18 protein-coding genes and 2 tRNA genes are annotated in these 20,841 nt (G+C 69.6%); 6 read left to right on the forward strand and 14 right to left on the reverse strand.

Translation table 11 applies throughout. The annotated features are described in order from the left end of the window. Positions 1–320, reverse strand: a 320-nt coding sequence (locus ACWDR3_RS40270) for a class I tRNA ligase family protein (protein WP_450357566.1), incomplete at its 3' end; no start/stop codon positions are given. 136 nt (positions 321–456) lie between these two features. Here ACWDR3_RS40270 and ACWDR3_RS40275 point away from each other — a divergent pair. Next, positions 457–1,383: a hypothetical protein gene (locus ACWDR3_RS40275; RefSeq protein WP_450357567.1), complete on the forward strand. Its 927-nt coding sequence runs from the start codon at positions 457–459 to the stop codon at positions 1,381–1,383. 82 nt (positions 1,384–1,465) lie between these two features. On the opposite strand, the gene clpX is transcribed toward ACWDR3_RS40275, so the two are convergent. From clpX to ACWDR3_RS40300, 5 genes are all read right to left on the reverse strand, one after another. Next, positions 1,466–2,755 carry an ATP-dependent Clp protease ATP-binding subunit ClpX gene (gene clpX / locus ACWDR3_RS40280; RefSeq protein ID WP_123999963.1) on the reverse strand — a complete coding sequence of 430 codons (1,290 nt, stop codon included), beginning with the start codon at positions 2,753–2,755 and terminating at the stop codon, positions 1,466–1,468. Between the two features lie 179 nt (positions 2,756–2,934). Next, entirely contained in the window at positions 2,935–3,615 is a 681-nt protein-coding gene (locus ACWDR3_RS40285) for an ATP-dependent Clp protease proteolytic subunit (RefSeq protein WP_450357568.1), read from the reverse strand. Between the two features lie 50 nt (positions 3,616–3,665). Then, complete coding sequence (locus ACWDR3_RS40290) at positions 3,666–4,268, reverse strand: ATP-dependent Clp protease proteolytic subunit (RefSeq protein WP_450357577.1); 603 nt, start codon at positions 4,266–4,268, stop codon at positions 3,666–3,668. A 351-nt stretch (positions 4,269–4,619) separates the two neighbouring features. After that, positions 4,620–6,008: a trigger factor gene (gene tig, locus ACWDR3_RS40295; RefSeq protein WP_450357569.1), complete on the reverse strand. Its 1,389-nt coding sequence runs from the start codon at positions 6,006–6,008 to the stop codon at positions 4,620–4,622. A gap of 163 nt (positions 6,009–6,171) precedes the next feature. Further along, positions 6,172–6,248 (reverse strand) — tRNA-Pro (locus tag ACWDR3_RS40300). Between the two features lie 177 nt (positions 6,249–6,425). On the opposite strand from ACWDR3_RS40300, the gene ACWDR3_RS40305 reads away from it, so the two are divergent. Further along, a tRNA-Gly gene (locus ACWDR3_RS40305) sits at positions 6,426–6,499 on the forward strand. Positions 6,500–6,643: 144 nt separating this feature from the next. On the opposite strand, the gene ACWDR3_RS40310 is transcribed toward ACWDR3_RS40305, so the two are convergent. Continuing rightward, positions 6,644–6,838 (reverse strand): hypothetical protein, encoded by a 195-nt coding sequence (locus tag ACWDR3_RS40310; protein ID WP_123999966.1) that lies wholly within the window; start codon positions 6,836–6,838, stop codon positions 6,644–6,646. A gap of 394 nt (positions 6,839–7,232) precedes the next feature. On the opposite strand from ACWDR3_RS40310, the gene ACWDR3_RS40315 reads away from it, so the two are divergent. Beyond that, a complete protein-coding gene (locus tag ACWDR3_RS40315; protein ID WP_450357570.1) occupies positions 7,233–8,336 on the forward strand; it encodes an acyltransferase family protein in 1,104 nt (367 codons plus the stop codon). Between the two features lie 10 nt (positions 8,337–8,346). On the opposite strand, the gene ACWDR3_RS40320 is transcribed toward ACWDR3_RS40315, so the two are convergent. The 4 genes from ACWDR3_RS40320 to ACWDR3_RS40335 form a co-directional block, all read right to left on the reverse strand. Then, positions 8,347–8,793 (reverse strand): HD domain-containing protein, encoded by a 447-nt coding sequence (locus tag ACWDR3_RS40320; protein ID WP_450357578.1) that lies wholly within the window; start codon positions 8,791–8,793, stop codon positions 8,347–8,349. A gap of 14 nt (positions 8,794–8,807) precedes the next feature. Next, on the reverse strand, positions 8,808–11,240 hold the full coding sequence (locus ACWDR3_RS40325) for an ABC transporter permease (protein ID WP_450357571.1): 2,433 nt from the start codon (positions 11,238–11,240) through the stop codon (positions 8,808–8,810). Further along, on the reverse strand, positions 11,240–12,007 hold the full coding sequence (locus tag ACWDR3_RS40330; RefSeq protein ID WP_450357572.1) for an ABC transporter ATP-binding protein: 768 nt from the start codon (positions 12,005–12,007) through the stop codon (positions 11,240–11,242). The genes ACWDR3_RS40325 and ACWDR3_RS40330 overlap by 1 nt, the downstream gene beginning before the upstream one ends. Before the next feature lie 123 nt (positions 12,008–12,130). Then, on the reverse strand, positions 12,131–13,318 hold the full coding sequence (locus tag ACWDR3_RS40335; protein ID WP_450357573.1) for a PP2C family protein-serine/threonine phosphatase: 1,188 nt from the start codon (positions 13,316–13,318) through the stop codon (positions 12,131–12,133). A 162-nt stretch (positions 13,319–13,480) separates the two neighbouring features. On the opposite strand from ACWDR3_RS40335, the gene ACWDR3_RS40340 reads away from it, so the two are divergent. After that, positions 13,481–14,710, forward strand: coding sequence for a GNAT family N-acetyltransferase (locus tag ACWDR3_RS40340; protein WP_450357574.1), 1,230 nt, complete (start codon positions 13,481–13,483; stop codon positions 14,708–14,710). Positions 14,711–14,716: 6 nt separating this feature from the next. Here the strand turns inward: ACWDR3_RS40340 and ACWDR3_RS40345 are convergent, their stop codons facing one another. Together ACWDR3_RS40345 and ACWDR3_RS40350 are read right to left on the reverse strand one after the other, a co-directional pair. Next, entirely contained in the window at positions 14,717–15,526 is an 810-nt protein-coding gene (locus tag ACWDR3_RS40345) for an Fpg/Nei family DNA glycosylase (RefSeq protein ID WP_450357575.1), read from the reverse strand. 86 nt (positions 15,527–15,612) lie between these two features. Then, complete coding sequence (locus ACWDR3_RS40350) at positions 15,613–16,101, reverse strand: ribose-5-phosphate isomerase (protein WP_401721104.1); 489 nt, start codon at positions 16,099–16,101, stop codon at positions 15,613–15,615. 206 nt (positions 16,102–16,307) lie between these two features. Between ACWDR3_RS40350 and ACWDR3_RS40355 the strand changes: the two genes are divergently transcribed. Further along, entirely contained in the window at positions 16,308–17,744 is a 1,437-nt protein-coding gene (locus tag ACWDR3_RS40355; RefSeq protein ID WP_450357576.1) for an amino acid permease, read from the forward strand. Here ACWDR3_RS40355 and ACWDR3_RS40360 read toward each other — a convergent pair. After that, positions 17,731–19,734 carry a serine/threonine-protein kinase gene (locus ACWDR3_RS40360; RefSeq protein WP_450357579.1) on the reverse strand — a complete coding sequence of 668 codons (2,004 nt, stop codon included), beginning with the start codon at positions 19,732–19,734 and terminating at the stop codon, positions 17,731–17,733. The genes ACWDR3_RS40355 and ACWDR3_RS40360 overlap by 14 nt on opposite strands. Before the next feature lie 241 nt (positions 19,735–19,975). On the opposite strand from ACWDR3_RS40360, the gene ACWDR3_RS40365 reads away from it, so the two are divergent. After that, positions 19,976–20,701 carry an LPXTG cell wall anchor domain-containing protein gene (locus ACWDR3_RS40365; RefSeq protein WP_450357580.1) on the forward strand — a complete coding sequence of 242 codons (726 nt, stop codon included), beginning with the start codon at positions 19,976–19,978 and terminating at the stop codon, positions 20,699–20,701. Positions 20,702–20,841: the final 140 nt, after the last annotated feature.

The raw sequence follows: 20,841 nt of genomic DNA on the forward strand, positions 1-20,841 counted from the left end.
TGCTCGACCTTGTTCTGGGTGGCGATGCCGGCGTGGTCCATGCCCGGCAGCCACAGCGCCTCGAAGCCCTGCATGCGCTTGCGGCGGGTGAGGGCGTCCATGAGCGTGTGCTGGAAGGCGTGGCCCAGGTGCAGGGAACCGGTGACGTTCGGCGGCGGGATGACGATGGTGTACGGCGGCTTCTCGCTCTTCGCGTCGGCGGCGAAGTAACCCCGTTCTACCCAGCGCTCGTACAGCGGTCCCTCTACATCGGCCGGCGCGTACTGAGTCGGCAGTTCGGTGTCGGGCGCTGTGGGCTGCTGCTGAGCATTCTCGGTCACGGGCCCAGTTTAGGGGTGTCGCGGGCCTGTCCCGAAACGCCTTTGTTCTGTAACGGTGCGGCCCCCGATGCAGTGCGGTTCCTGTGCCTGCGTCAGGATGTCGGGGCCACATAAACATCTGGAGGGGAACCCAGTAATGAGTCACAACCAGCCGGGCCCGTACGGCGGGCAGCCCCAGCAGCCCGGACCGTACGGCCAGCCGGGCCCGTACGGCCAGCAGCCGCCGCAGGCGCCCCAGCCCGGCTACGGCTACCCCCAGCAGCCGCCCGCCCAGCCGCAGCCCGGTTACGGCTACCCGCAGCAGCCCCCGCAGGGCGTGCCGCCGCAGCCGAACCCGTACGGCCAGCAGCCTCCTTACGGCCAGCAGCCCTACCCGCCCCAGCCGCCGGCCCCCGGTGGCGGCGGCAAGAAGACGGGCCTGATCATCGGCGCGGTCGCGGTCGTGGCGGCGATCGCGGTCGGCGCGTACTTCGTGATCGGCAGCGGCAGCGACAGCGGCTCGGGCAGCGTCAAGGACGACGGCCCGCACAAGCTCTCGGCACCGGCGACGATCCTCGACGGGGAGTACAAGAAGGGCAACGAAGGCGAGTCCGACTCGTTGACCGCCGAGGACATCAAGGACGCCGAGTCCTGGGGTGTGAAGAACCCGAAGGACGTCAGCGCGAGCTACTCCTCGGGGACGGGTCTCGCCGTGAAGAGCCTGTTGTTCGCGGGTGTGTACGGCACCATCGACGATCCGGCGAAGACCGTCGACGCCATGTTCGCCCAGATGAAGAAGGACTCCGAGAAGGACGCCTCGGCCGGCGACGGCAAACTCGTGGGCACCCCCAAGGAGTTCAAGCCCTCCGGGTTCGAGAACGGCGTCCTGAAGTGCCAGAACGTCGAGACCGCGGAGTCCGGCAAGAAGACGACGATGCCGTTCTGCATCTGGGGCGACCACAGCACGATCACCTATGTGGTCTCGTACGACATCGCCTCCGTCGCCGCGGGCAAGAGCACCTCCATGGACGACGCGGCCGAACTGACCGCGAAGGTCCGCAACGACGTGCGCGTGAAGGCCTGATGACGACGCCGTAGGTTCAACCCCGAAGGGGCCCCGGTCGGTTGACCGGGGCCCCTTCGATGTGTGCTGCGCGGTGCGGCAGTTACGCCGTCTTCTGCTCGCCCGGACCCCGTCCGTTGCGCGCATCGCGCGGGATCAGCGTCGGGTTCACGTTGGAGTGGACGACGTCCGCCGTGATGACGACCCTCGCCACGTCCTTGCGCGAAGGCACCTCGTACATCACGGACATGAGGACTTCCTCCATGATGGCGCGCAGGCCGCGGGCGCCGGTCTGGCGGAGGATGGCCTGGTCGGCGATGGCCTCCAGGGCCTCGCGCTCGAAGTCCAGTTCCACGCCGTCGAGTTCGAAGAGACGTTGGTACTGCTTCATCAGCGCGTTGCGCGGCTCGACCAGGATCTGGAGGAGGGCCTCGCGGTCCAGGTTGTGCACCGAGGTGATGACGGGGAGGCGGCCGATGAACTCGGGGATCATGCCGAACTTGACCAGGTCCTCCGGCATGACGTCCTCGAACTGGTCCTTGGCCTCCAGCTCCCGCTTCGAGTGGATCGTCGCGCCGAAGCCGATGCCCTTGGCGCCGGCCCGCGACTCGATGATCTTCTCCAGACCGGCGAAGGCACCGCCCACGATGAACAGCACGTTCGTCGTGTCGATCTGGATGAACTCCTGGTGCGGGTGCTTGCGTCCGCCCTGCGGCGGGACCGAGGCCGTGGTGCCCTCAAGGATCTTCAGGAGTGCCTGCTGAACGCCCTCGCCGGACACGTCGCGGGTGATGGAAGGGTTTTCACTCTTCCTCGCGACCTTGTCGATCTCGTCGATGTAGATGATCCCGGTCTCGGCCTTCTTGACGTCGTAGTCCGCCGCCTGGATCAGCTTCAGCAGGATGTTCTCGACGTCCTCGCCGACGTACCCCGCCTCGGTCAGCGCGGTGGCGTCCGCGATGGCGAACGGCACGTTCAGCATGCGGGCCAGGGTCTGGGCGAGGAGGGTCTTGCCGGAGCCCGTGGGACCGAGCAGAAGGATGTTGGACTTCGCCAACTCGATCGCGTCGTCACGGCCGTTGGCGCCACCGTTCTCGCCGGCCTGGACGCGCTTGTAGTGGTTGTAGACCGCGACGGACAGGGCCTTCTTCGCGGGCTCCTGGCCCACGACGTAGCCCTCCAGGAACTCGTAGATCTCCCGCGGCTTGGGGAGTTCCTCCCAGCGGACCTCGCTGGTCTCCGCGAGCTCTTCCTCGATGATCTCGTTGCAGAGATCGATGCACTCGTCGCAGATGTACACACCAGGCCCTGCGATGAGCTTCTTGACCTGCTTCTGGCTCTTGCCGCAGAACGAGCACTTGAGCAGATCGCCGCCGTCACCGATGCGTGCCACGGTGTGCTTCCCCTTCGCCTGGGAGACGCCTAGATCCAGCGGCTCCTGGTGCTGCCTTAATCCGACGGTACCTTGCCGGGCCCCCCGTTCGGGCCCCCCTTGGCGCGGTTCACTTTGACGTGCAGCGTGTCAAAGCACATGAACCATGCCAAGGGGCGGCAGACGATACAGCCTTCCGTCTACTGGACGGCGGCGTTGTTCATCTTCCGGGTGGAGATGATCTGGTCGATCAGACCGTAGGAGAGCGCCTCCTCGGCGGTCAGGATCTTGTCGCGCTCGATGTCCTCGCGGATCTTGTCGATCGGCGTGGTGGAGTGCTTGGCCAGCATCTCCTCCAGCTGCGCGCGCATCCGCAGGATCTCGTTGGCGGCGATCTCCAGGTCGGAGACCTGTCCGCGGCCGGTCTCGCTGTAGGGCTGGTGGATCAGCACGCGCGCGTTGGGCAGCGCCATGCGCTTGCCCGGCGTACCGGCGGCGAGCAGGATCGCGGCGGCGGAGGCCGCCTGACCCATGCAGACCGTCTGGACGTCCGGCTTCACGAACTGCATCGTGTCGTAGATGGCCGTGAGCGCCGTGAAGGAGCCGCCGGGGCTGTTGATGTAGACCGAGATGTCACGGTCGGGGTCCATCGACTCCAGGCACAGCAGCTGCGCCATGACGTCGTTGGCGGAGGCGTCGTCGATCTGGACGCCGAGGAAGATCACGCGCTCCTCGAAGAGCTTCGCGTACGGGTCGTACTCGCGCACGCCCTGCGAGGTGCGCTCGACGAAGCGCGGGATGACGTAACGGGACTCCGCCGCGGGACCCGTGTACTCGGCGCGCGTGCGGTCGTACAGGCCGCTGCCGGGGTAGTCGTTCACTGTCTCTCTCCTAGAGGCTGAGGCGGTCGGCTGGGGGCTTGCAGGGGGCCTCAGGCCCCGGTGCCGCCGCCGCCCGGCATGTTGGCTGCCGTCGTGATGACCTCGTCGATGAGGCCGTAGTCCTTGGCCTCGTCGGCGTCGAACCAGCGGTCGCGGTCGGAGGCGCGGGTGATCTCCTCGAACGACTGACCGGTGTGCTGGGAGGTCAGCTCCGCCATGCGCTTCTTGGTGTGCAGCAGACGCTCGGCGTGGATCTTGATGTCGGAGGCCGAGCCGGCCAGCCCCGCGGACGGCTGGTGGATCAGGATCTCGGCGTTCGGCAGCGCGAAGCGCTTGCCGGGGGTACCCGCGCTGAGCAGGAACTGGCCCATGGAGGCGGCGAGGCCCATGGCGATCGTCACCACGTCGTTCTTGATGTACTGCATGGTGTCGTAGATCGCCATGCCGGCCGTGATCGAGCCGCCGGGGCTGTTGATGTAGAGGTAGATGTCCTTGTCCGGGTCAGCGGCGAGAAGCAGCAGCTGCGCGGTGATCTTGTTGGCGATGTCGTCGTCGACCGGCTGGCCGAGGAAGATGATCCGCTCGTTGAGCAGCCGGTTGTAGACCTGGTCGCCGAGGCCACCACCGAAGGAAGGCTCGGCGGCGGAAGGCATCAGATTCGTCACGTATCCACCTGCTCGTCTTACGACGGCGCCGGGCCGTCTTCACGTGTTCCCGTCCGGGGGTTTCGGGGTACTCCCCTGCTCCCCGTATTCATGGACCCTAACGCGCAGGCTCGTCCAGTGAATCCCGGGAAGGGGAGTGTTCGCCGGGGGCGTAGTGCCTCCGGCGGTCCGCAGTCGCCTACTCGCCGTGGTGGACCTGTTTCGTAGGCGGCTCACGGCCGGTGGGGGTTCAGCGCGCAGTTCCCCGCGCCCCTGAGGTCGGCATGCCTGGGTAGGCGAACGGGCCCCGGGGTCAAAGTCCCCAGGGCCCGCCCTACGACCTGTTAAGGCGCCGTTGGCTCAGGCCTCGGTCTTCTCCTCGGCCGGGGTCTCCTCGGCGGCAGCCTCGGTCACCTCGACCGTCTCCGCCGTCTCGTCCTCGTCGTCGAGGTCGATGACCTCGCCGTTGGTGTCCTTGACCGTGGCGGCCTCCACGACGATGGCCAGGGCCTTGCCGCGGGCTACCTCGCCGACGAGGAGGGGCACCTGGCCGCCCTCGACGACGGCCTGGGCGAACTGGTCGGGGGACATGCCGGAGGAGGCCGCGCGGCGCATGAGGTGCTCGGTGAGCTCCTCCTGGTTGACGTTCAGCTTCTCCTGCTTGACCAGCTCGTCGAGGACGAACTGGGTCTTGATGCCCTTGACCGCGGCCTCACGCGTCTCGGTCTCGAACTCCTCCTCCGTCTTGCCCTGGATCTCCAGGTACTTCGGGAGGTCGAGGCCCATCTGACCGAGCTGGTGGTGCTCCAGGTTGTGCTTGCGGGTGTTGATCTCGTCCTCGAGCAGCTTCTCGGGGACGGGCACCTCGACGAGCTCCAGGAGCTTGTCGAGCACGCGCTCCTGGGCCTGGGTGGCCTGGTCGTACTGCTTCATGTTCTCGAGGCGCTTGCGGCTGTCCGCGCGCAGCTCCTCCAGGGTGTCGAACTCCGAGGCGAGCTGCGCGAACTCGTCGTCCAGCTCGGGCAGTTCGCGCGCGGCGACCTGGGTGACCTTGACGGTGACCTCGGCCTCCTGGCCGGCCGCGGAGCCGCCCTTGAGCTCGGAGGCGAAGGTGGCCTCACCACCGGACTCCAGGCCCTTGACGGCGTCGTCGATGCCGTCCAGGAGCTCGCCCGAGCCGATCGTGTAGGAGACGCCGCTGGCGATGCCGTCCTCCAGCACCTCGCCGTCGACCTTGGCCTCCAGGTCGATGGTGACGACGTCGCCGTCCTCGGCGGCCCGCTCGACCGGGGAGGTCGACGCGAAGCGCTCGCGGAGCTGCTCGACGGACTGGTCGATGTCCTCTTCGGTGACCTCGACGGCGTCCACCTCGACCTCGATGCCGGAGTAGTCCGGGATCTCGAGGGCGGGACGGATGTCGACCTCGGCCGTGAAGTTCAGCGTCTCGCCGTCCTTCAGGTCCGTGATGTCGACCTCGGGCTGGCCCAGGACGTTGAGCTCGGCCTCGTTGACCGCCTCCGTGTAGAACTTCGGAAGCGCGTCGTTGACCGCCTCCTCCAGGACCGCGCCCCGGCCGAACCGCTGGTCGATGACGCGCGCCGGGATCTTGCCCTTCCGGAAGCCCTTCACCGTGACCTGCTGGTTGATCTTCTTGTACGCCGCGTCGAGGCTGTCCTTGAGCTCCTCGAAGGGCACCTCAATGCTGAGCCGAACCCGAGTCGGGTTCAGGGTCTCGACGGCGCTCTTCACGGTTGGGTCTCCTTGGGGGCTGACTTTAGGGATCGTGCCCGGCTGCAGAGACACACGGGCATGCAGCTTGCATAGTAACGGCAGCGGCGACACGCCCCAAAGGCGATCAAGGGACGCGATCACCGGACGTGATCGCGTGAGTGCGCCGGTGTCGACCGGCAGCTGGTCGGGGTGGCGGGATTTGAACCCACGGCCTTCCGCTCCCAAAGCGGACGCGCTACCAAGCTGCGCCACACCCCGTCTGGTGCGACACGTAGGGTACATGCCCGCAGGCCCCGGGATCGCCGCATTTCACGAGCGTCGGCCGCCGACCGGTCACCGGGAGGTGCGGACGGGAAACGGGGTGTGCGACGAGGGGTGGTGACCCGCTACGATGCCTTGTGTGCCGCGGTCGCTCCGACCTGCGGCGCGCGTTGTGCGGGCGTAGCTCAATGGTAGAGCACCAGTCTTCCAAACTGGCTACGCGGGTTCGATTCCCGTCGCCCGCTCCATACGACCTCAGGGCCCGGTTCGGACGAACCGGGCCCCGCGGCGTTCACGGCACCCCGGGAGACCTAGGGCCTGTCCGGCGGATCAGTCCGGCGTCGGCCAAGAAGAACCGCACCTCACAGCCGGCCTGATCCGCCGGACAGACCCTAGAACTGGATCGAGTTGATGGTCTCCGCTATGGAGTTCAGGAACCGTTGGATGTCGTCGGCCATGCCGGTCGAGGCGAGGAAGAAGCCGAACAGCACGGCGACGATCGCCGGGCCCGCCTTGATGGATCCTCCCCTGAGCAACACCACCAGGATGATCGCCAACAGCAACACCACTGACAGCGAAATGGCCACAACTCATCACACCCTCGGTCGGTCCGCTCACCCGGCCCGGGGGACGCGACCTCGCGCACCCCGCCAGGACCATCGTGCCACCAACCCGGCCTCGGTATGCGGCGCGTGAGGCATCGTCGGCCACTCCTGTGCCCGACCTTTGCCTTGGCCATGAGCCCCGGAGCGCCCCAACCGGTAATTCGGCGGCATGGTTTCCATACCCACACAGTGTGTTCGCAGGCATTTCGAGCAGAAATTTCACAGGAGTTGACCGCTGCCGTTATGCGTGATTTCTTCCGTATTAAACGTGACAAGACGGGCACACCGAAGGTCTCCAAGACGTCTTCCATGGCTCCAACCAGGAATAACGCGGCGAGTTTTACGAATGCGCGGGGGCGCCACTAAGGTGCCTCAGATGTTCCAAGAGGCGACCCGGCGGACACCCGACAAACAGCGCGACGCGTTCTTCGACAACGCCAAGTACCTGGCGATCGTGCTGGTCGCCATGGGCCACTCGTGGGAGCCCCTGAAGGGCGGCAGCCGCATCCTGGAGGCCGCCTACACGTTCGTGTACGCCTTCCACATGCCGGCGTTCATCATCATCTCCGGCTTCTTCTCGCGCAGTTTCGACATGCGCCCCGACCGCCTCAGGCGGCTGGTCACCGGCGTCCTGGTCCCGTATGTGATCTTCGAGACGGCGTACAGCCTCTTTCAGCGCTACGGCAACGACGACCCGGGCATGCGGATCACGCTGCTCGACCCGTGGTTCCTGACCTGGTTCCTGGTCGCGCTGTTCATCTGGCGGCTGACCACCCCGCTGTGGAAGGCCGTCCGCTGGCCGCTGCCCCTCGCGCTCGGCGTGGCGATGTTCGCGTCCGTCTCGCCGGAGATCGGCGACGACCTGGACCTGCAGCGGGTGTTGCAGTTCCTGCCGTACTTCGTGCTGGGGCTGTGTCTGAAGCCGGAGCACTTCCGGATGGTGCGCACCCGCAGGATGCGGATCGTGGCCGTGCCGGTCTTCACCGTCGCGCTGGCCGTCGGCTGGTGGGCGGTGCCGCGGATGAACACCGCGTGGTTCTTCCACCGGGACGCGGCACAGGAGTTGGTGGCGCCCTGGTGGTCCGGGCCGATCATGGTGCTCGCGCTGTTCGGCTGCTCGGTGCTGCTGACCGCCTGCTTCTTCGCCTGGGTGCCGGGCCGCCGGATGTGGTTCACGTCCCTCGGCGCGGGCACGCTCTACGGCTATCTGCTGCACGGCTTCGTGATCAAGGCCGCCGAGTACTACGGCTGGTTCGACCCGAAGTGGCTGCACCGGCCGCTCGGCGAGATCTTCGCGACGCTCGTCGCGGGCGCCGTCGTCACCGCGCTGTGCACCGCGCCGGTGCGCCGGGTCTTCAAGTTCGCCATGGAGCCCGAGATGAGGTGGGCCTTCAAGCCCGACCCGGCGGACGCGCCCCGCGAACGCGAGACGCGGGAGCAGAAGGAACAACGGGAGCAGCGCGAGAAGGTCTCGGCCTAGAGCCTCGCAGTCAGCGTTCACCGTCCAGACCGAGAAGCGCGCGCATCCGTGCGTACTTCTCGGTCAGTCGTGTCCGGGTCGCCTCGTCGTCGAGGCGGGCGATGCGGGCCGGGTCCGCGTTGTGCGCCAGGTCCGCGCGCTTCACCAGCAGGGCGCCCGGGGTGTCGAGGATGCGCCGGGCGTACGCCTCCGGGGCCTCCCCCGCCCGCTTGGTGACCGCGAGCACGATGTCCTTCGTACGCCGGCTCAGCGCGGCCCGCTCCAGCCAGTGCGCGGAGAGCGCGTCGTCCTCGACGGCGTCGTGCAGCCAGGCCGCCGCGATCTGGTCGTCGTCGCCGCCCCGCGCGCGTACGCCCTCGGCGACGGCCGCCAGATGTTCGGCGTAGGGCCGTCCCGCCTTGTCGGTCTGGCCCTCGTGGGCGGCGCGGGCGGTGGCCTCGACCTCGGTCAGGGTCATCGGTTCGGTGCTGGTCACTCCTCCAGTGTCTCCTTGCGCAGGGCCGCGCGGGCGGGAAGGGTCGCGGCGGTCAGGCCGAGGACGACGATCGCGCCGGCGAAGGAACCGTAGATCAGTGGCGGGATGTAAGGCCCTTGTCCCGTCAGGCCGTTCATCATCGGGACCAGGGTGGCGAGGGCGATGGCCGTGCCGAGGGCGATACCCGCGAGGGCGACCAGGAGGGCCTCCCAGCGGATCATGCGCAGCACCTGGCGGCGGGTGGAGCCGATGAGGCGGAGCGTGCCGAGTTCGCCGCGCCGGTCGAGGACGGTCATCACCAGGGTGTTGACGGCGGCGACGGCCGCGAAGCCGCCGAGGACGCCGGCCATCACGCCGTTCGCCCAGGCGTTGAGCTCGCGGTCGACGGACTGCGCGGTGGTGTAGTCGTCGCGGTCCAGAACCGTGCCGAACGCCGTCAGCTCCTTCTCCGTACCGCCCTTGGTCCACAGTTCGGTGTCGAAGGCGGAGCTGACGTGGGTGGCGAGGTCGGCGCGGGCCATGGTGACCTGGGACAGCCCCATGCCGCGTCCGTACGTCGCCACGACCACCGGCGAGGCCTTGGTGCCGTCGGGCAGCCGCAGCGGGAACCGGTCGCCGACCTTGACGTCGGCGTTGTCGGCGAGGGAGGAGTCGACGGCGATCTCCCCCGATTTCAGCGAGAGTTGGCCCTGTTTCACGTCCAGGTCCTGTACGGCGGTCAGGTCGCGGACGGAGCCGGTGACTCCCTGTGCGGTGGCCGAGTCGAGGCCGCCGGTGATCGGGACGAGCACGGAGGTCTTCAACAGGCCGACGGCAGCGGTGACTTCGGGGGCGCGCCCGGCCTGTCGTACCGCCTCCGGGGTCAGGCCCGGGTCGGCGGTGACGACGTGGTCGGCGAGGAGGCCCGCGTGCTGCTGGTCGGCGGTGACGCGTTCCTCGCTGGTGTGCATGAAGACCAGCACCGAGGAGAAGGCCATCGCGAGCACGATCGGGGTGATCGCGGAGGCCAGCCGACGGGCGTTGGTACGGGAGTTGGCGGCGGCCAGCGCGGCCGGGGCGCCGGCGCCGCGCAGCGGGAGGCCGAACAGGGCGGCGCAGGCGCAGGCCACGAAGGGACCCAGCAGCGCCACGGCGAGCATGAAGAGGCAGACGATGCCCAGGGCAGCGTTGGCCGCGTCCTCGCCCGTGAGGGAGGCGGACAGGCCCGCGCAGACGCAGCCGCCGGCCGCGGCGGCGATGCCGAGGGGCGTGCGGATCCAGCCGGGGCGCAGCCGCTCCACGGACGCCTCGGTGAGCGCCTGGCCCGGCTTGATGCGGGAACTGCGGTGCGCGGCCATGTATCCGGCGCCGAGGGCGGTGAGCAGGACCGCGCCGGCCGCGGAGACGAGGGGGATCCAGGAGACGGCGAAGTCCACGGCCTGCGGGACCGCGCCCTTGTCCTTCAACTGGCCGAACCACCAACGGGCCAGGGCGATTCCGGGCAGACAGCCGAGGGCGCCGGCGAGCGGGGCGATCAGGAGGGTCTCGGTGGCGATCGTGCGGCGGATCTGGCGCGGGGTGGTGCCGATGGCGCGCAACAGGGCGAACTGGCGGGCGCGTTGGCCCACGGCGAGGGCGACGGTGCCGGCGGCGGTGAAGACGGCGACCATCGTGGCGACGCCGCCGAAGGAGCCGCCGATGCCCATGAGCGTCTCCTTGGCCTCGGCCAGCGTCGGATCCTGGACGCCACCGCGGTCGTCGCCGGTGTGCACCTCGGCCCGGTCGCCGAGGGCGTGCGCCACCTGGGACTTGAGGGTCCCCGTGCTGACCCCGTCCTTCGGCAGCACCGCGACGGCGTCGATCTTCCCGGGATGCCCTGAGACCCGCAGCGCGTCGGAGTCGGCGAGCCAGGCGGTGCCGGCGGGGGTGTCGGTGGTGCCGGAGACGCGGTAAGTGCGGGCGCCGTCGGGGGTGTTGAGGCTGACGCGCTCTCCGACGGAGGCGGTCTTCCCGGCCAGGACGATCTCGCCGCCGTGAGGTGCGCGGCCGGCGGTGAGGTGTTCGCCGGTGAAGGTGGTGGAGGTCCAATTGTGGGCGGTGAGGGGGCCGTTGGGGCCACCGACGGGGAAGGTGACGTCGGCGACGGCGGCGCGGGCGCCGGGTGCCGAGGCCGCCGTGGCCACGAGCGAGTCGTCGAGGCGGGCCCGGTCGGTGATCGGTTCGCTGTCGGCGCCGTCGCCGTGGCCGTAGTGGGCGCGTTGATCGGCGGCGGCCACGACGGGGGCGGCGGCGTACCGGCCTGCGGGGACCTTGGCCCGTACGCCGGTCTCCAGAAGGATGCCGCAGGCCGACGTGATCATCGCGGCCATGGCGAGCGCGATGAACGTACCGACGAACGCGGAGGGCCGGAAGCGGAGGGCTGCGCGGGCGAGGCCGTTGGGGGCGAACATCACGCCGCCGCCGGTGCGTAGGTCGGGCGGGTGGTGAGGGCTGTCATGCGGGAGGCGATGTGGTCGGCGGGGGCGCGGTCGATGTGGTCGGCTATCTCGCCGTCCGCCAGGAACAGGACGCGGTCGGCCCAGGCGGCGGCCGTGGGGTCGTGGGTGACCATGACGACCGTGGCGCCGTGGGTGTCGACGGCGTCGCGGAGCAGGGCGAGGATCTCGGCGGCCGTCGTGGTGTCCAGGGCGCCGGTGGGTTCGTCGGCGAAGACCACGTCGGGGCGGGTGACCAGGGCGCGGGCGATCGCGACGCGCTGCTGCTGGCCGCCGGAGAGCTGGCCGGGGCGGCGGCGGGCCTTGTCGGCCAGGCCGACCTGGGCGAGCACCTCGGCGGCGCGGCGGCGGTCGGGGCGGTGGCCTGCCAGGCGGGTCGGCAGGACGACGTTCTGCTCGACGGTGAGGGAGGGGAGGAGGTTGAAGGCCTGGAAGACGAAGCCGAGGCGGGTGCGGCGCAGGGCGGTGAGCTTGTTCTCCTTCATGCCGGTGATGTCCGTGCCGCCGAGGCGGACGGTGCCGCGGGTGGGGCGGTCGAGGCCGGCCGCGCACTGGAGGAACGTGGACTTGCCGGAGCCGGAGGGGCCCATCACGGCGGTGAAGCTGCGGCGGGGGAGGGTGAGGTCGATGCCGCGGAGGGCGTGTACGGCGGTGCTGCCGCGGCCGTAGCGACGGGTCACTCCGTGGAGCTCGACCGCCCACTCGCCCGGTGCGTCCGGCATGCCTGATTTCTTCCGGTCCGATGACATGTCTCGAACGTACGGATCGGGAGGGGGCCGGGACGATGAGGGCGGCTGGCGGATCGGGGCGGGGGAAAACCCCACCGTGCAGGTCCCTCCGGGAGGCTAAGCGGGCCTTGACGTTGACGCCGCCGTCGGGCCTTCCCTGCACACCAGCAGTAGCGCCCTGTCGTCGTTCACGTCCTTTGCCACCGCCTCGATCAAGTGCCAGGCCGCGCCGTGGAAGCCGCCCGCCACGTAGCGGTCCGCCTCGCCCGTGAGGCGGTCGATGCCCTCGACGATGTCTCGGTCGGAGGTCTCGACCAGGCCGTCTGTGAACAGCATCAACACGTCCCCGGGGCGCAGCGAGCCCTTCACGGGATCGAACTGGGCGCCGTCGTACACACCCAGGAGGGGGCCGTCCGCGGCCTTCTCCTCCCAGCGGCCGCTGCCCGCGCTGAGCTGGAGGCCTGGCGGGTGGCCCGCGGAGTAGAGCTCGTAGTCGCCGGAGTCGAGGTCCAGGACCAGGTGGATGGAGGTCGCGAAGCCCTCGTCCCAGTCCTGGCGGAGCAGGTAGCCGTTGGCGGCGGGGAGGAACGCGTGCGGGGGCAGGGAACCGAGGAGGCCGCCGAACGCTCCCGACAGCAGCAGCGCACGCGAACCCGCGTCCATGCCCTTGCCGGAGACGTCCGTGAGGACGACCTCCATCGTGCGGCCGCCGTTCGTGCGGGCCGCGACCACGAAGTCGCCGGAGAAGGACTGGCCGCCCGCCGGACGCAGCGCCATCTCCCGGTGCCAACCGTCCGGCAGCGTGGGCAACTTGCTCTGCACCCGGATCCGCTCACGCAGGTCGAACAGCATCGTGCCGCCCCGCCGCCACGGCACCCCCACCCGGCTGCGGAACTGCGCGACGAGCAGCCCGAAGAACCCGCACGCGGCGACCACCAGCACCACACCCGGCGTGACCCGCGACGGCCCCTCGGTGTACGGGCCCAGCTCGACGGACTCCACGATCAGCGCGGTGGCCGCGGCGGCGTACAGGGCGAGCAGGCTCGCGGGACGCAGCAGCAGGCCGCCCGCGACGATCGGCAGGACCAGCGCGGCCGGCGAGCACCACACCGAGTTGGCGAGGGTCGTGGCCGCGATGATCGGGACGGTGAGCAGCAGTCCGGCCAGGGCGACCCAGTCGGAGCCGTCGCCACGGAAGTAGTCCACGGCGCTTCGGCGCATGCCGACGCGGGCCCGGTGCCACTGCATCTTCAACCGGGCCGTGAACGTGTCGGCTTCCGCGCGCCGCTCTCGTCCTGCTGCCATTAGTTCGGGACCCTATCCATCGGACCAGCCGCTTGGCACGGGAGGTCCCACTTGTCCCCCGTCCGAGGCTCAACTTCACAGTGAACTTCACAGGAAGCCGATCCGTCGCCGTCAAGGAGAAATTCCCTCGCTCGTCACGCAATGCCCTGATAGGCATGGTTCATGGGGACTGACTTGCGGGTGCTTCGGCAGGACGACTGGGACAAGTGGTACGACAGCCTCATCCGAGCCTTCGGCGGGGTGCCGGAATCATCGGAGGAGCAGGCGCTGTGGCGCGAGCGCACGGAGATCGACCGTTCCATCGGCGTCTGGGACGGTGACGCGTGCGTCGGCACGGCGGGCGCCTTCGACTTCCGGCTGACCGTGCCGGGCGGCGCCGCGGTACCGGCGGCCGGCGTCACCATGGTCTCCGTGGCCGCCACCCACCGGCGCCGCGGAGTGCTGACGTCGATGATGCGACGGCAGTTGGACGACGTACGGTCCTGGGGCGAGCCGCTCGCCGTGCTGACCGCCTCCGAGCCCGCGATCTACGGACGGTTCGGATACGGCGTCGGCACGCACCACGCCAACGTCGAGGTGGAGACCACCCGGGTCCGGCTGACCGTGCCGCCGGGCACCGACGAGGTGAGCCTGCGGTACGTCGCTCCGGTCGACGCGATCGACGCCTGCGAGGCGGTGTACGCACGGAAGGTCGCCGGGCGGCCCGGCATGCTCGCCCGGGTGCCCGGCTGGGAGCGGCTGTGGGTGCTGGACCCGGAGAGCGAGCGGGACGGCGCGTCACCGCTCCAGTGCGTGCTCGCGGAGCGGGACGGCGAGGTCGTCGGGTACGCGCGGTTCCGGGTGAAGCCCGAGTGGGAGATCAGCGGGCCCAAGGGCACGGTGATCGTGCAGGACACCGACGCCCTCGACCCGGCGGCGCACGCGGCGGTGTGGCGGTTCCTGTTCGGGATCGACCTCACGTCGACGCTGACCGCGCGCGGCCGTCCGCTGGACGAGGCGTGGCTGCACATGGTGTCGGACCTCCGCCGCTGCGGGGTACGCATCCGCGACTCGCTGCACGTACGCCTTGTGGACGTCGGGGCCGCGCTGGAGGCGCGCACCTACCAGGCGCCGGTGGACGTGGTGTTCGACGTCGAGGACGCCTTCTGCCCCTGGAACACGGGGCGTTGGCGGCTGTCCGGCGACCCGAAGGGCGCGTCCTGCGCCCGCACCGAGGACCCGGCCGATCTCGCCCTGTCCGTACGGGAATTGGGCGCGGCCTACCTCGGCGGCGTGACCCTGGGCGCGCTCGCGGACGCCGGCCGGGTCCGGGAGCTGCGCCCCGGCGCGCTGGCGGAGGCGTCGCTCGCGTTCGCGTCCACGGTGACGCCGTGGCTGCCGCACGGGTTCTGAACGGAGTTACGCCCGCTGGCAGTTCGGGCACCAGAAGAGGTTGCGGGCGGCGAGGTCGGCAGTGCTGATCTCGCCGCCGCAGATGTGGCAGGGCAGGTTCGCCCGGCGGTAGACGTACACCTCGCCGCCGTGGTCGTCGACGCGCGGCGGGCGGCCCATCGCCTCCGGCAGGTGCTCGGGGCGGACGGTGTCGATGCGGTTGTTGCGGACGCCCTCGCGCATGAGGCCGACCAGGTCGCCCCAGACGGCGTCCCATTCGGCCGGCGTGAGGTCCTTGCCCGCGCGGTAGGGATCGATGCCGTGCCGGAAGAGGACCTCGGCGCGGTAGACGTTCCCGACGCCCGCGATCACCTTCTGGTCCATGAGGAGCGCGGCGATCGTCGTACGACTGCGGGAGATCCGCCGGTACGCGGCCTTCGGGTCGGCGTCGGCGCGCAGCGGGTCGGGGCCCAGGCGCAGGTGTATCGCGTGCTTCTCGGTGTCCGTGATCAGCGCGCAGGTGGTCGGGCCGCGCAGATCGACGTACGACGTGGTGTTCGCGAGCCGCAGCCGGACCGTGTCGGTGGCCGGCGGGGCGGGCGCGTCACCGAAGTTCACCTTGCCGAACAGGCCGAGGTGGATGTGGACCCAGTCGCTGTCGCGGAAGCCCAGGAAGAGGTGCTTGCCGTGGGCCTCGGTGCGGGTGAGTTCGGCGCCGTCGAGGAGGGCTGCGGCATCGGAGAACTTGCCCTGGGGGCTGGTCACGCGTAGTGCCGTGCCGGCGAAGCGGTCGGCGTAGTCCGACGCCAGCCGGTGGATCGTGTGCCCCTCTGGCACGGTGTCTGTTCCTTTCCAGCCCCGGGAGTCGAGTCCGTCCGACTCCCGAGGGCGGCCAAGTCCTGCTCTGTTCAGTCCAGCTCTGTTCAGTCCTGCTGCGGGTGGTGGGCCGGGATCGGGGGCAGTTCGCCCGTCGTCTCGTACGTGCTGAGCATCTCGATCCGGCGGATGTGGCGCTCGCCCTCGGAGAACGGGGTGCCCAGGAAGGTCTCGACGAACTTCGTGGCCTCGTCCGCGGTGTGCATACGGGCGCCCACGGCGACGACGTTCGCGTTGTTGTGCTGCCGGCCCAGTGAGGCGGTCTCCTCGCTCCAGGCCAGGGCCGCACGGACGCCCTTCACCTTGTTCGCGGCGATCTGCTCGCCGTTGCCCGAGCCGCCGATCACGATGCCGAGGGCCTCGGGGTCGGCCGCCGTGCGCTCCGCGGCGCGCAGGCAGAACGGCGGGTAGTCGTCCTCGGCGTCGAAGATGTGCGGGCCGCAGTCGACGGGCTCATGGCCTGCCTCTTTGAGCCACTCCACGAGGTGGTTCTTGAGTTCGAAGCCGGCATGGTCGGAACCGAGATACACACGCATGGTCCGAGTGTGACACGGCTGTTTCGGGGAAGCAGCGCCGGGTGTCCAGCCGGAAAAATCCGTCCCCCACCACCGAACCTCAAGAAAACCTCAAGTAACGATCTGGATTCAGAGGTTCACGAATCAATTCACCTCGGATTCACTGGACCGACCCGTACACCCCCCGGTACGGGAGACCGCTCACCCGGCGCAAAGGAATTCCCCCCATGACTGGTCTGCAGGCCGGACTCAAGAACCGGCATCTGTCGATGATCGCCATCGGTGGCGTCATCGGCGCCGGCCTCTTCGTCGGTTCCAGCTCCGGCATCGCGACCGCGGGCCCCGGCATCCTGCTGTCGTACGCCCTCGTCGGCACGCTCGTCGTCCTCGTGATGCGGATGCTCGGCGAGATGTCCGCCGCGAACCCCACCTCCGGCTCCTTCTCGGCCCACGCCGACCGCGCGCTCGGCCGCTGGGCCGGGTTCTCCATCGGCTGGCTGTACTGGTTCTTCTGGGTCGTCGTGCTGGCGGTGGAGGCCACCGCCGGTGCCAAGATCCTGGAGGGCTGGATCCCGGCCGTGCCCCAGTGGGGCTGGGCGTTGATCGTGATGGTGGTGCTGACCGCCACCAACCTGGTCTCGGTCGGCTCCTACGGCGAGTTCGAGTTCTGGTTCGCCGGGATCAAGGTCGTCGCGATCGGCGCGTTCATCGTCGTCGGCGCGCTCGCGGTGTTCGGCGTGCTGCCGGGCGTGGACAGCGACAAGGCGGGCCTAGGCAACCTCACCGACCACGGCGGCTTCCTGCCCAACGGCCCCGGCGCCATCCTCACCGGCGTCCTGCTCGTCGTCTTCTCCTTCATGGGCAGCGAGATCGCCACCCTGGCCGCCGGCGAGTCCGAGGACCCGCAGCGCGCGGTCACCAAGTCGACCAACAGCATCATCTGGCGGATCGGCGTCTTCTACCTCGGCTCGATCTTCATCGTCGTGACCCTGCTCCCCTGGGACGACGCGTCGATCAAGGACCAGGGCTCGTACGTCGCCGCCCTCGACTCGCTCGGTATCGCGCACGCCGGCCAGATCATGAACTTCATCGTGCTGACGTCCGTGCTGTCCTGTCTCAACTCCGGCCTCTACACGGCCTCCCGCATGGCCTTCTCGCTCGGCGAGCGCGGGGACGCGCCCAAGGCGTTCGCCAGGACGACCTCGCGCGGTGTGCCGCTGACCGCGATCGTCTGCTCCGTCGTCTTCGGCTTCGTCGCCGTCTTCTTCAACTACAAGTTCCCCGACTCGGTCTTCCTCTTCCTGGTCAACTCCAGTGGTGCGGTGGCCCTGTTCGTCTGGCTGGTGATCTGCTTCTCGCAGCTGCGGATGCGGCGGATCATCCAGGCGGAGGCGCCGGAGAAGCTGGTCGTGAAGATGTGGCTGTATCCGTATCTGACCTGGGCGACGGCCGGGTTGATCGTGTTCGTGCTCGTCTACATGCTCACGGACACCGAGCACGACGGACGCGAGACCGTGCTGCTGTCGCTGCTGGTCGCGGCGGTCGTGCTCGCCATCGCCTTCGTCAAGGAGCGGCTGCGGCGGGGCACTTCGACGGCCGCCCTGGGCGTGCCCGCCCAGGACGAGCCCGCCGACGCGCCGGTGGCCAAGGTCAAAGCACCGTGAAGCTGTCCTTGACCTTGCCGTAGGTCTCCAGGGCCTGGGCTTCGATCGGCGGCTGGTACCAGGTGTTGATCTGGTACGACCTTCCCTCCTGGTCGAAGCCCAGCAACTGGGCGTGCCACTGCACGCCCTTGAGCGTGAAGGTGTACTCCCACACGACCGCCGGGTTGCCGCGGAAGGTCGTCCGCTCCAGGCGGATCTTCTGGTAGCCCTCCCCCTGGTGGGCGTTCTGCTCCGAGGTCTCCCAGCTCCGCATCAGATCGCCGCGGGCGATGGACGACTTGCCCACGAGCTCCTGCCCGCCGTCCGGCGAGGTGTAGTGCACCTCCGCCCCCGTCTTCAGATCGCGCCGCCAGCCGGTGGGTGTCGCCCACGCGAACCCACCGGCTTCGCGATGCGCGCCCGGCGGCAGGCTCTGCGGGCGGGTGGTGCCTTCGACGGTGGGCGAGGGGCTGGAGGGGGAGGCGGATTCGGAGGCCGAGGCCTGCGGGGACGTGGATCCGTCCGCCTGATCGCCGCCCGGTGAGCCGGAGTTGGCGAGAAGGACCACCGCGACGACGGCGCCGGCGGTGACCACTCCCACGGCGGCCACCACAACCGCACGGCGACGGCCGCGACTTGGGGTGGCCGGGACGGCGGGGTCGAGAAGGTCGGCCGCGGGTGTGCGGAGGGGGTGGGGACCGAGGCCGGGGCGAGGCGCGGCGGAACGGGCGGCGGGGGCAGGGCTGTTGGCGGGTTCGGGGCGCTGTTGGGTCACGGCCTGGGCGCGGACCAGGGAGACGCCCGAGCGCTGCTTGGTGGGCGGTGCCGTCGGTGTGGCCGGTGCCGTACGCGTGGCCGGGTTCTCGGTCGGGGTCGGCGTCTCGGTCGGGGTCGGGGACTGCGACTGGACTTCCGAATGGGCCTCCGAGCGCAGTTCGGAGTGGACTTCGGCGGAGGCGGGGCGCTGGGTCGGCGGCGCGTCCTCGACGGGTTCGGCCAGCCGTGGGTCGCGGGGCAGGCGGAGGACGCGGGTGTGGACGGAGGGCGGGGGCGGGGTGGACGGGGCGGGCTCCGGGGGCGTCGGATACGACCAAGGCCGCGGCTCGGTCTCCTCGGCCTGGGGCGGTTCCCCTTCCTCCCCCTCGGCCGCCGCTCCACCGGCCTCCTCTCGTATCTCCCCTGTCTCCTCTGCCTCAGGTACCTCCTCCGGCCCTGCCGTCGGTGGCTCTCCCCCGCCCACGGGCAACGTCACCAGCGTCTGCGGGAACGCCACCGGGCGCAGGGCGGCTTCCAGTTCGTCCAGGCCGGGGCGGACCGTGGGGTCCTTCTCCAGGAGCGCGGCCAGGATGTCCTGCAACGGGCCTGCCGCGAGGGGCAGTTGGGGCTCCTCGTAGAGGACCGCGTGCAGCGTGGCCAATGTGGTGTCGCGGGAGAAGGGGGACCGGCCGCCGAGCGCCGCGCAGAGCGTCGCGCCGAGGGACCAGATGTCGGAGGGCGGGCCCTGGGGGCGGCCGGATATGCGCTCGGGCGCCATGTAGTCGGGCGAGCCGACGAGCATGCCGACCATGGTCAGCGCCTTGGCGTCCTGCATCGCCGCGATGCCGAAGTCGGTGAGGACGACGCGCTGTCCGGCATCTTCGACCAGGACGTTGCCCGGCTTGATGTCCCGGTGCAGGACGCCGCGTTCGTGCACCTGGCGCAGCGCGGTGACCAGGCCGACGCCGATGCGGGCGGCCTGGCGCGGGGTGAGGGGTCCGTCCTGCGCGGTCATCTGTTCCAGGGAGCGGCCGAGGACCAACTCCATGACGATCCACAGGCGTTCGCCCTCGTCCACCACGTCGTACACGCGCACGACGTTGGGATGGTCGATCCGGGCGGTGGCCCGGGCCTCGCGCAGGGTGCGCTCGCGCCGGGTCCTGGTGTCCTCCGCGTCCAGGCCGTCTATGCGCATCTCCTTGACGGCGACCGGGCGGTCGAGTATTTCGTCGGCGGCTCGCCACACCCGCCCCATTCCCCCCTGGCCGATACTTTCGACCAGGCGATAGCGCCCCGTCACCAGCAACCCTGGAGCCCCACCGCTTCTCGTATTTCCCGTATTCCCCGGCAATCCGCTGCACCCCCTCGGTTATCCCCACCACGCTTCCACGGATACACAATGGTCACACTTCATGCCGTACCAGCATAGTGGTGAGAAATCTTGTGGTAGCTCTTCAAGTACTGCGAATTCAGGCGCAGCCAAGGGGGATGTGAACATGAGTTCTCGTCGCACGACGACCATCGTGGGTTCGCTGGTCGCTGCATCTTTTTCGACGGTGATGATCCTTTCCTTCACTGCCAGCGCGGACGACCAGGGTCCGGCCAGCGGCAAGGGCGGAAAGGCCGTCGACGAGGCGCCCGCGGGTGTAAAGCTGACCACCACCCTGCCCTCGAAGATCTCGGTCGACAACGGCTCGCAAAAGACCGCGATCACCGCCGCGGTGAAGAACGAGGGGACCAAGGACAGCGGAAAGATCCAGCTATTGGTCGTCGGTTTCGACGGCCTCACTGTCAAAAACGTTCAAGGCTGTTCTCAGATCGACACAGCGAATCTTCCGGAGGGTTCGAACAGCGGTTTCGCCTGTCCCATCGACAATCTCGCGGCCGGAAAGTCGAAGTCGTACGCGGTGGACGCCACGTACGACCTGAGCAAGACCGGCAAGATCTGTCTGCCCGTCCAGACCGGCGACGGGAAGAAGACGTACTGGCAGCAGGGCCCGGTCCCGTTCGGTACGACGAACCCGTCGCCGAACGCCCCGGCCACCCCGTTGCTCCTCGGCACCGACAACAAGCCGGTGGCACCGGGCGGCGACGAGCTGCCCAAGACCGGTCCCGACAGTGACGTGCTGCCGCTGGGGGCGGCCGGCGCGACCCTGCTGGCGGCCGGCGCGGCCGGGCTGTGGTGGTCGACGAGGCGACGGCCGTCGGTGCAGCGCGGCTGAGCGCCCGGCGAGGGCCAGAAACGCGAGAAGAGGCTCGCCGGGTCGTGTACGCCGACCTCCGGTCGCTGTTCCCGGCGGCGATGGACACCCAGCGGGACCGGCTGCTCAAGGCGCTGCTCACCGCGGCCGAGCACGTCGAC

This window comes from Streptomyces sp. NPDC001002, assembly GCF_053599215.1.

What these genes read in the sequence shown, in the direction of transcription:
- ACWDR3_RS40340 (WP_450357574.1), top strand. Translation starts at nt 13,481, where the DNA reads ATGGGGACTGACTTGCGGGTGCTTCGGCAGGACGACTGGGACAAGTGG.
- ACWDR3_RS40315 (WP_450357570.1), top strand. Translation starts at nt 7,233, where the DNA reads ATGTTCCAAGAGGCGACCCGGCGGACACCCGACAAACAGCGCGACGCG.
- ACWDR3_RS40330 (WP_450357572.1), bottom strand. Translation starts at nt 12,007, where the DNA reads ATGCCGGACGCACCGGGCGAGTGGGCGGTCGAGCTCCACGGAGTGACC.
- ACWDR3_RS40320 (WP_450357578.1), bottom strand. Translation starts at nt 8,793, where the DNA reads ATGACCCTGACCGAGGTCGAGGCCACCGCCCGCGCCGCCCACGAGGGC.
- ACWDR3_RS40275 (WP_450357567.1), top strand. Translation starts at nt 457, where the DNA reads ATGAGTCACAACCAGCCGGGCCCGTACGGCGGGCAGCCCCAGCAGCCC.
- ACWDR3_RS40325 (WP_450357571.1), bottom strand. Translation starts at nt 11,240, where the DNA reads ATGTTCGCCCCCAACGGCCTCGCCCGCGCAGCCCTCCGCTTCCGGCCC.
- ACWDR3_RS40355 (WP_450357576.1), top strand. Translation starts at nt 16,308, where the DNA reads ATGACTGGTCTGCAGGCCGGACTCAAGAACCGGCATCTGTCGATGATC.
- ACWDR3_RS40290 (WP_450357577.1), bottom strand. Translation starts at nt 4,268, where the DNA reads ATGCCTTCCGCCGCCGAGCCTTCCTTCGGTGGTGGCCTCGGCGACCAG.
- ACWDR3_RS40335 (WP_450357573.1), bottom strand. Translation starts at nt 13,318, where the DNA reads ATGGCAGCAGGACGAGAGCGGCGCGCGGAAGCCGACACGTTCACGGCC.
- ACWDR3_RS40350 (WP_401721104.1), bottom strand. Translation starts at nt 16,101, where the DNA reads ATGCGTGTGTATCTCGGTTCCGACCATGCCGGCTTCGAACTCAAGAAC.
- ACWDR3_RS40365 (WP_450357580.1), top strand. Translation starts at nt 19,976, where the DNA reads ATGAGTTCTCGTCGCACGACGACCATCGTGGGTTCGCTGGTCGCTGCA.
- ACWDR3_RS40360 (WP_450357579.1), bottom strand. Translation starts at nt 19,734, where the DNA reads ATGGGGCGGGTGTGGCGAGCCGCCGACGAAATACTCGACCGCCCGGTC.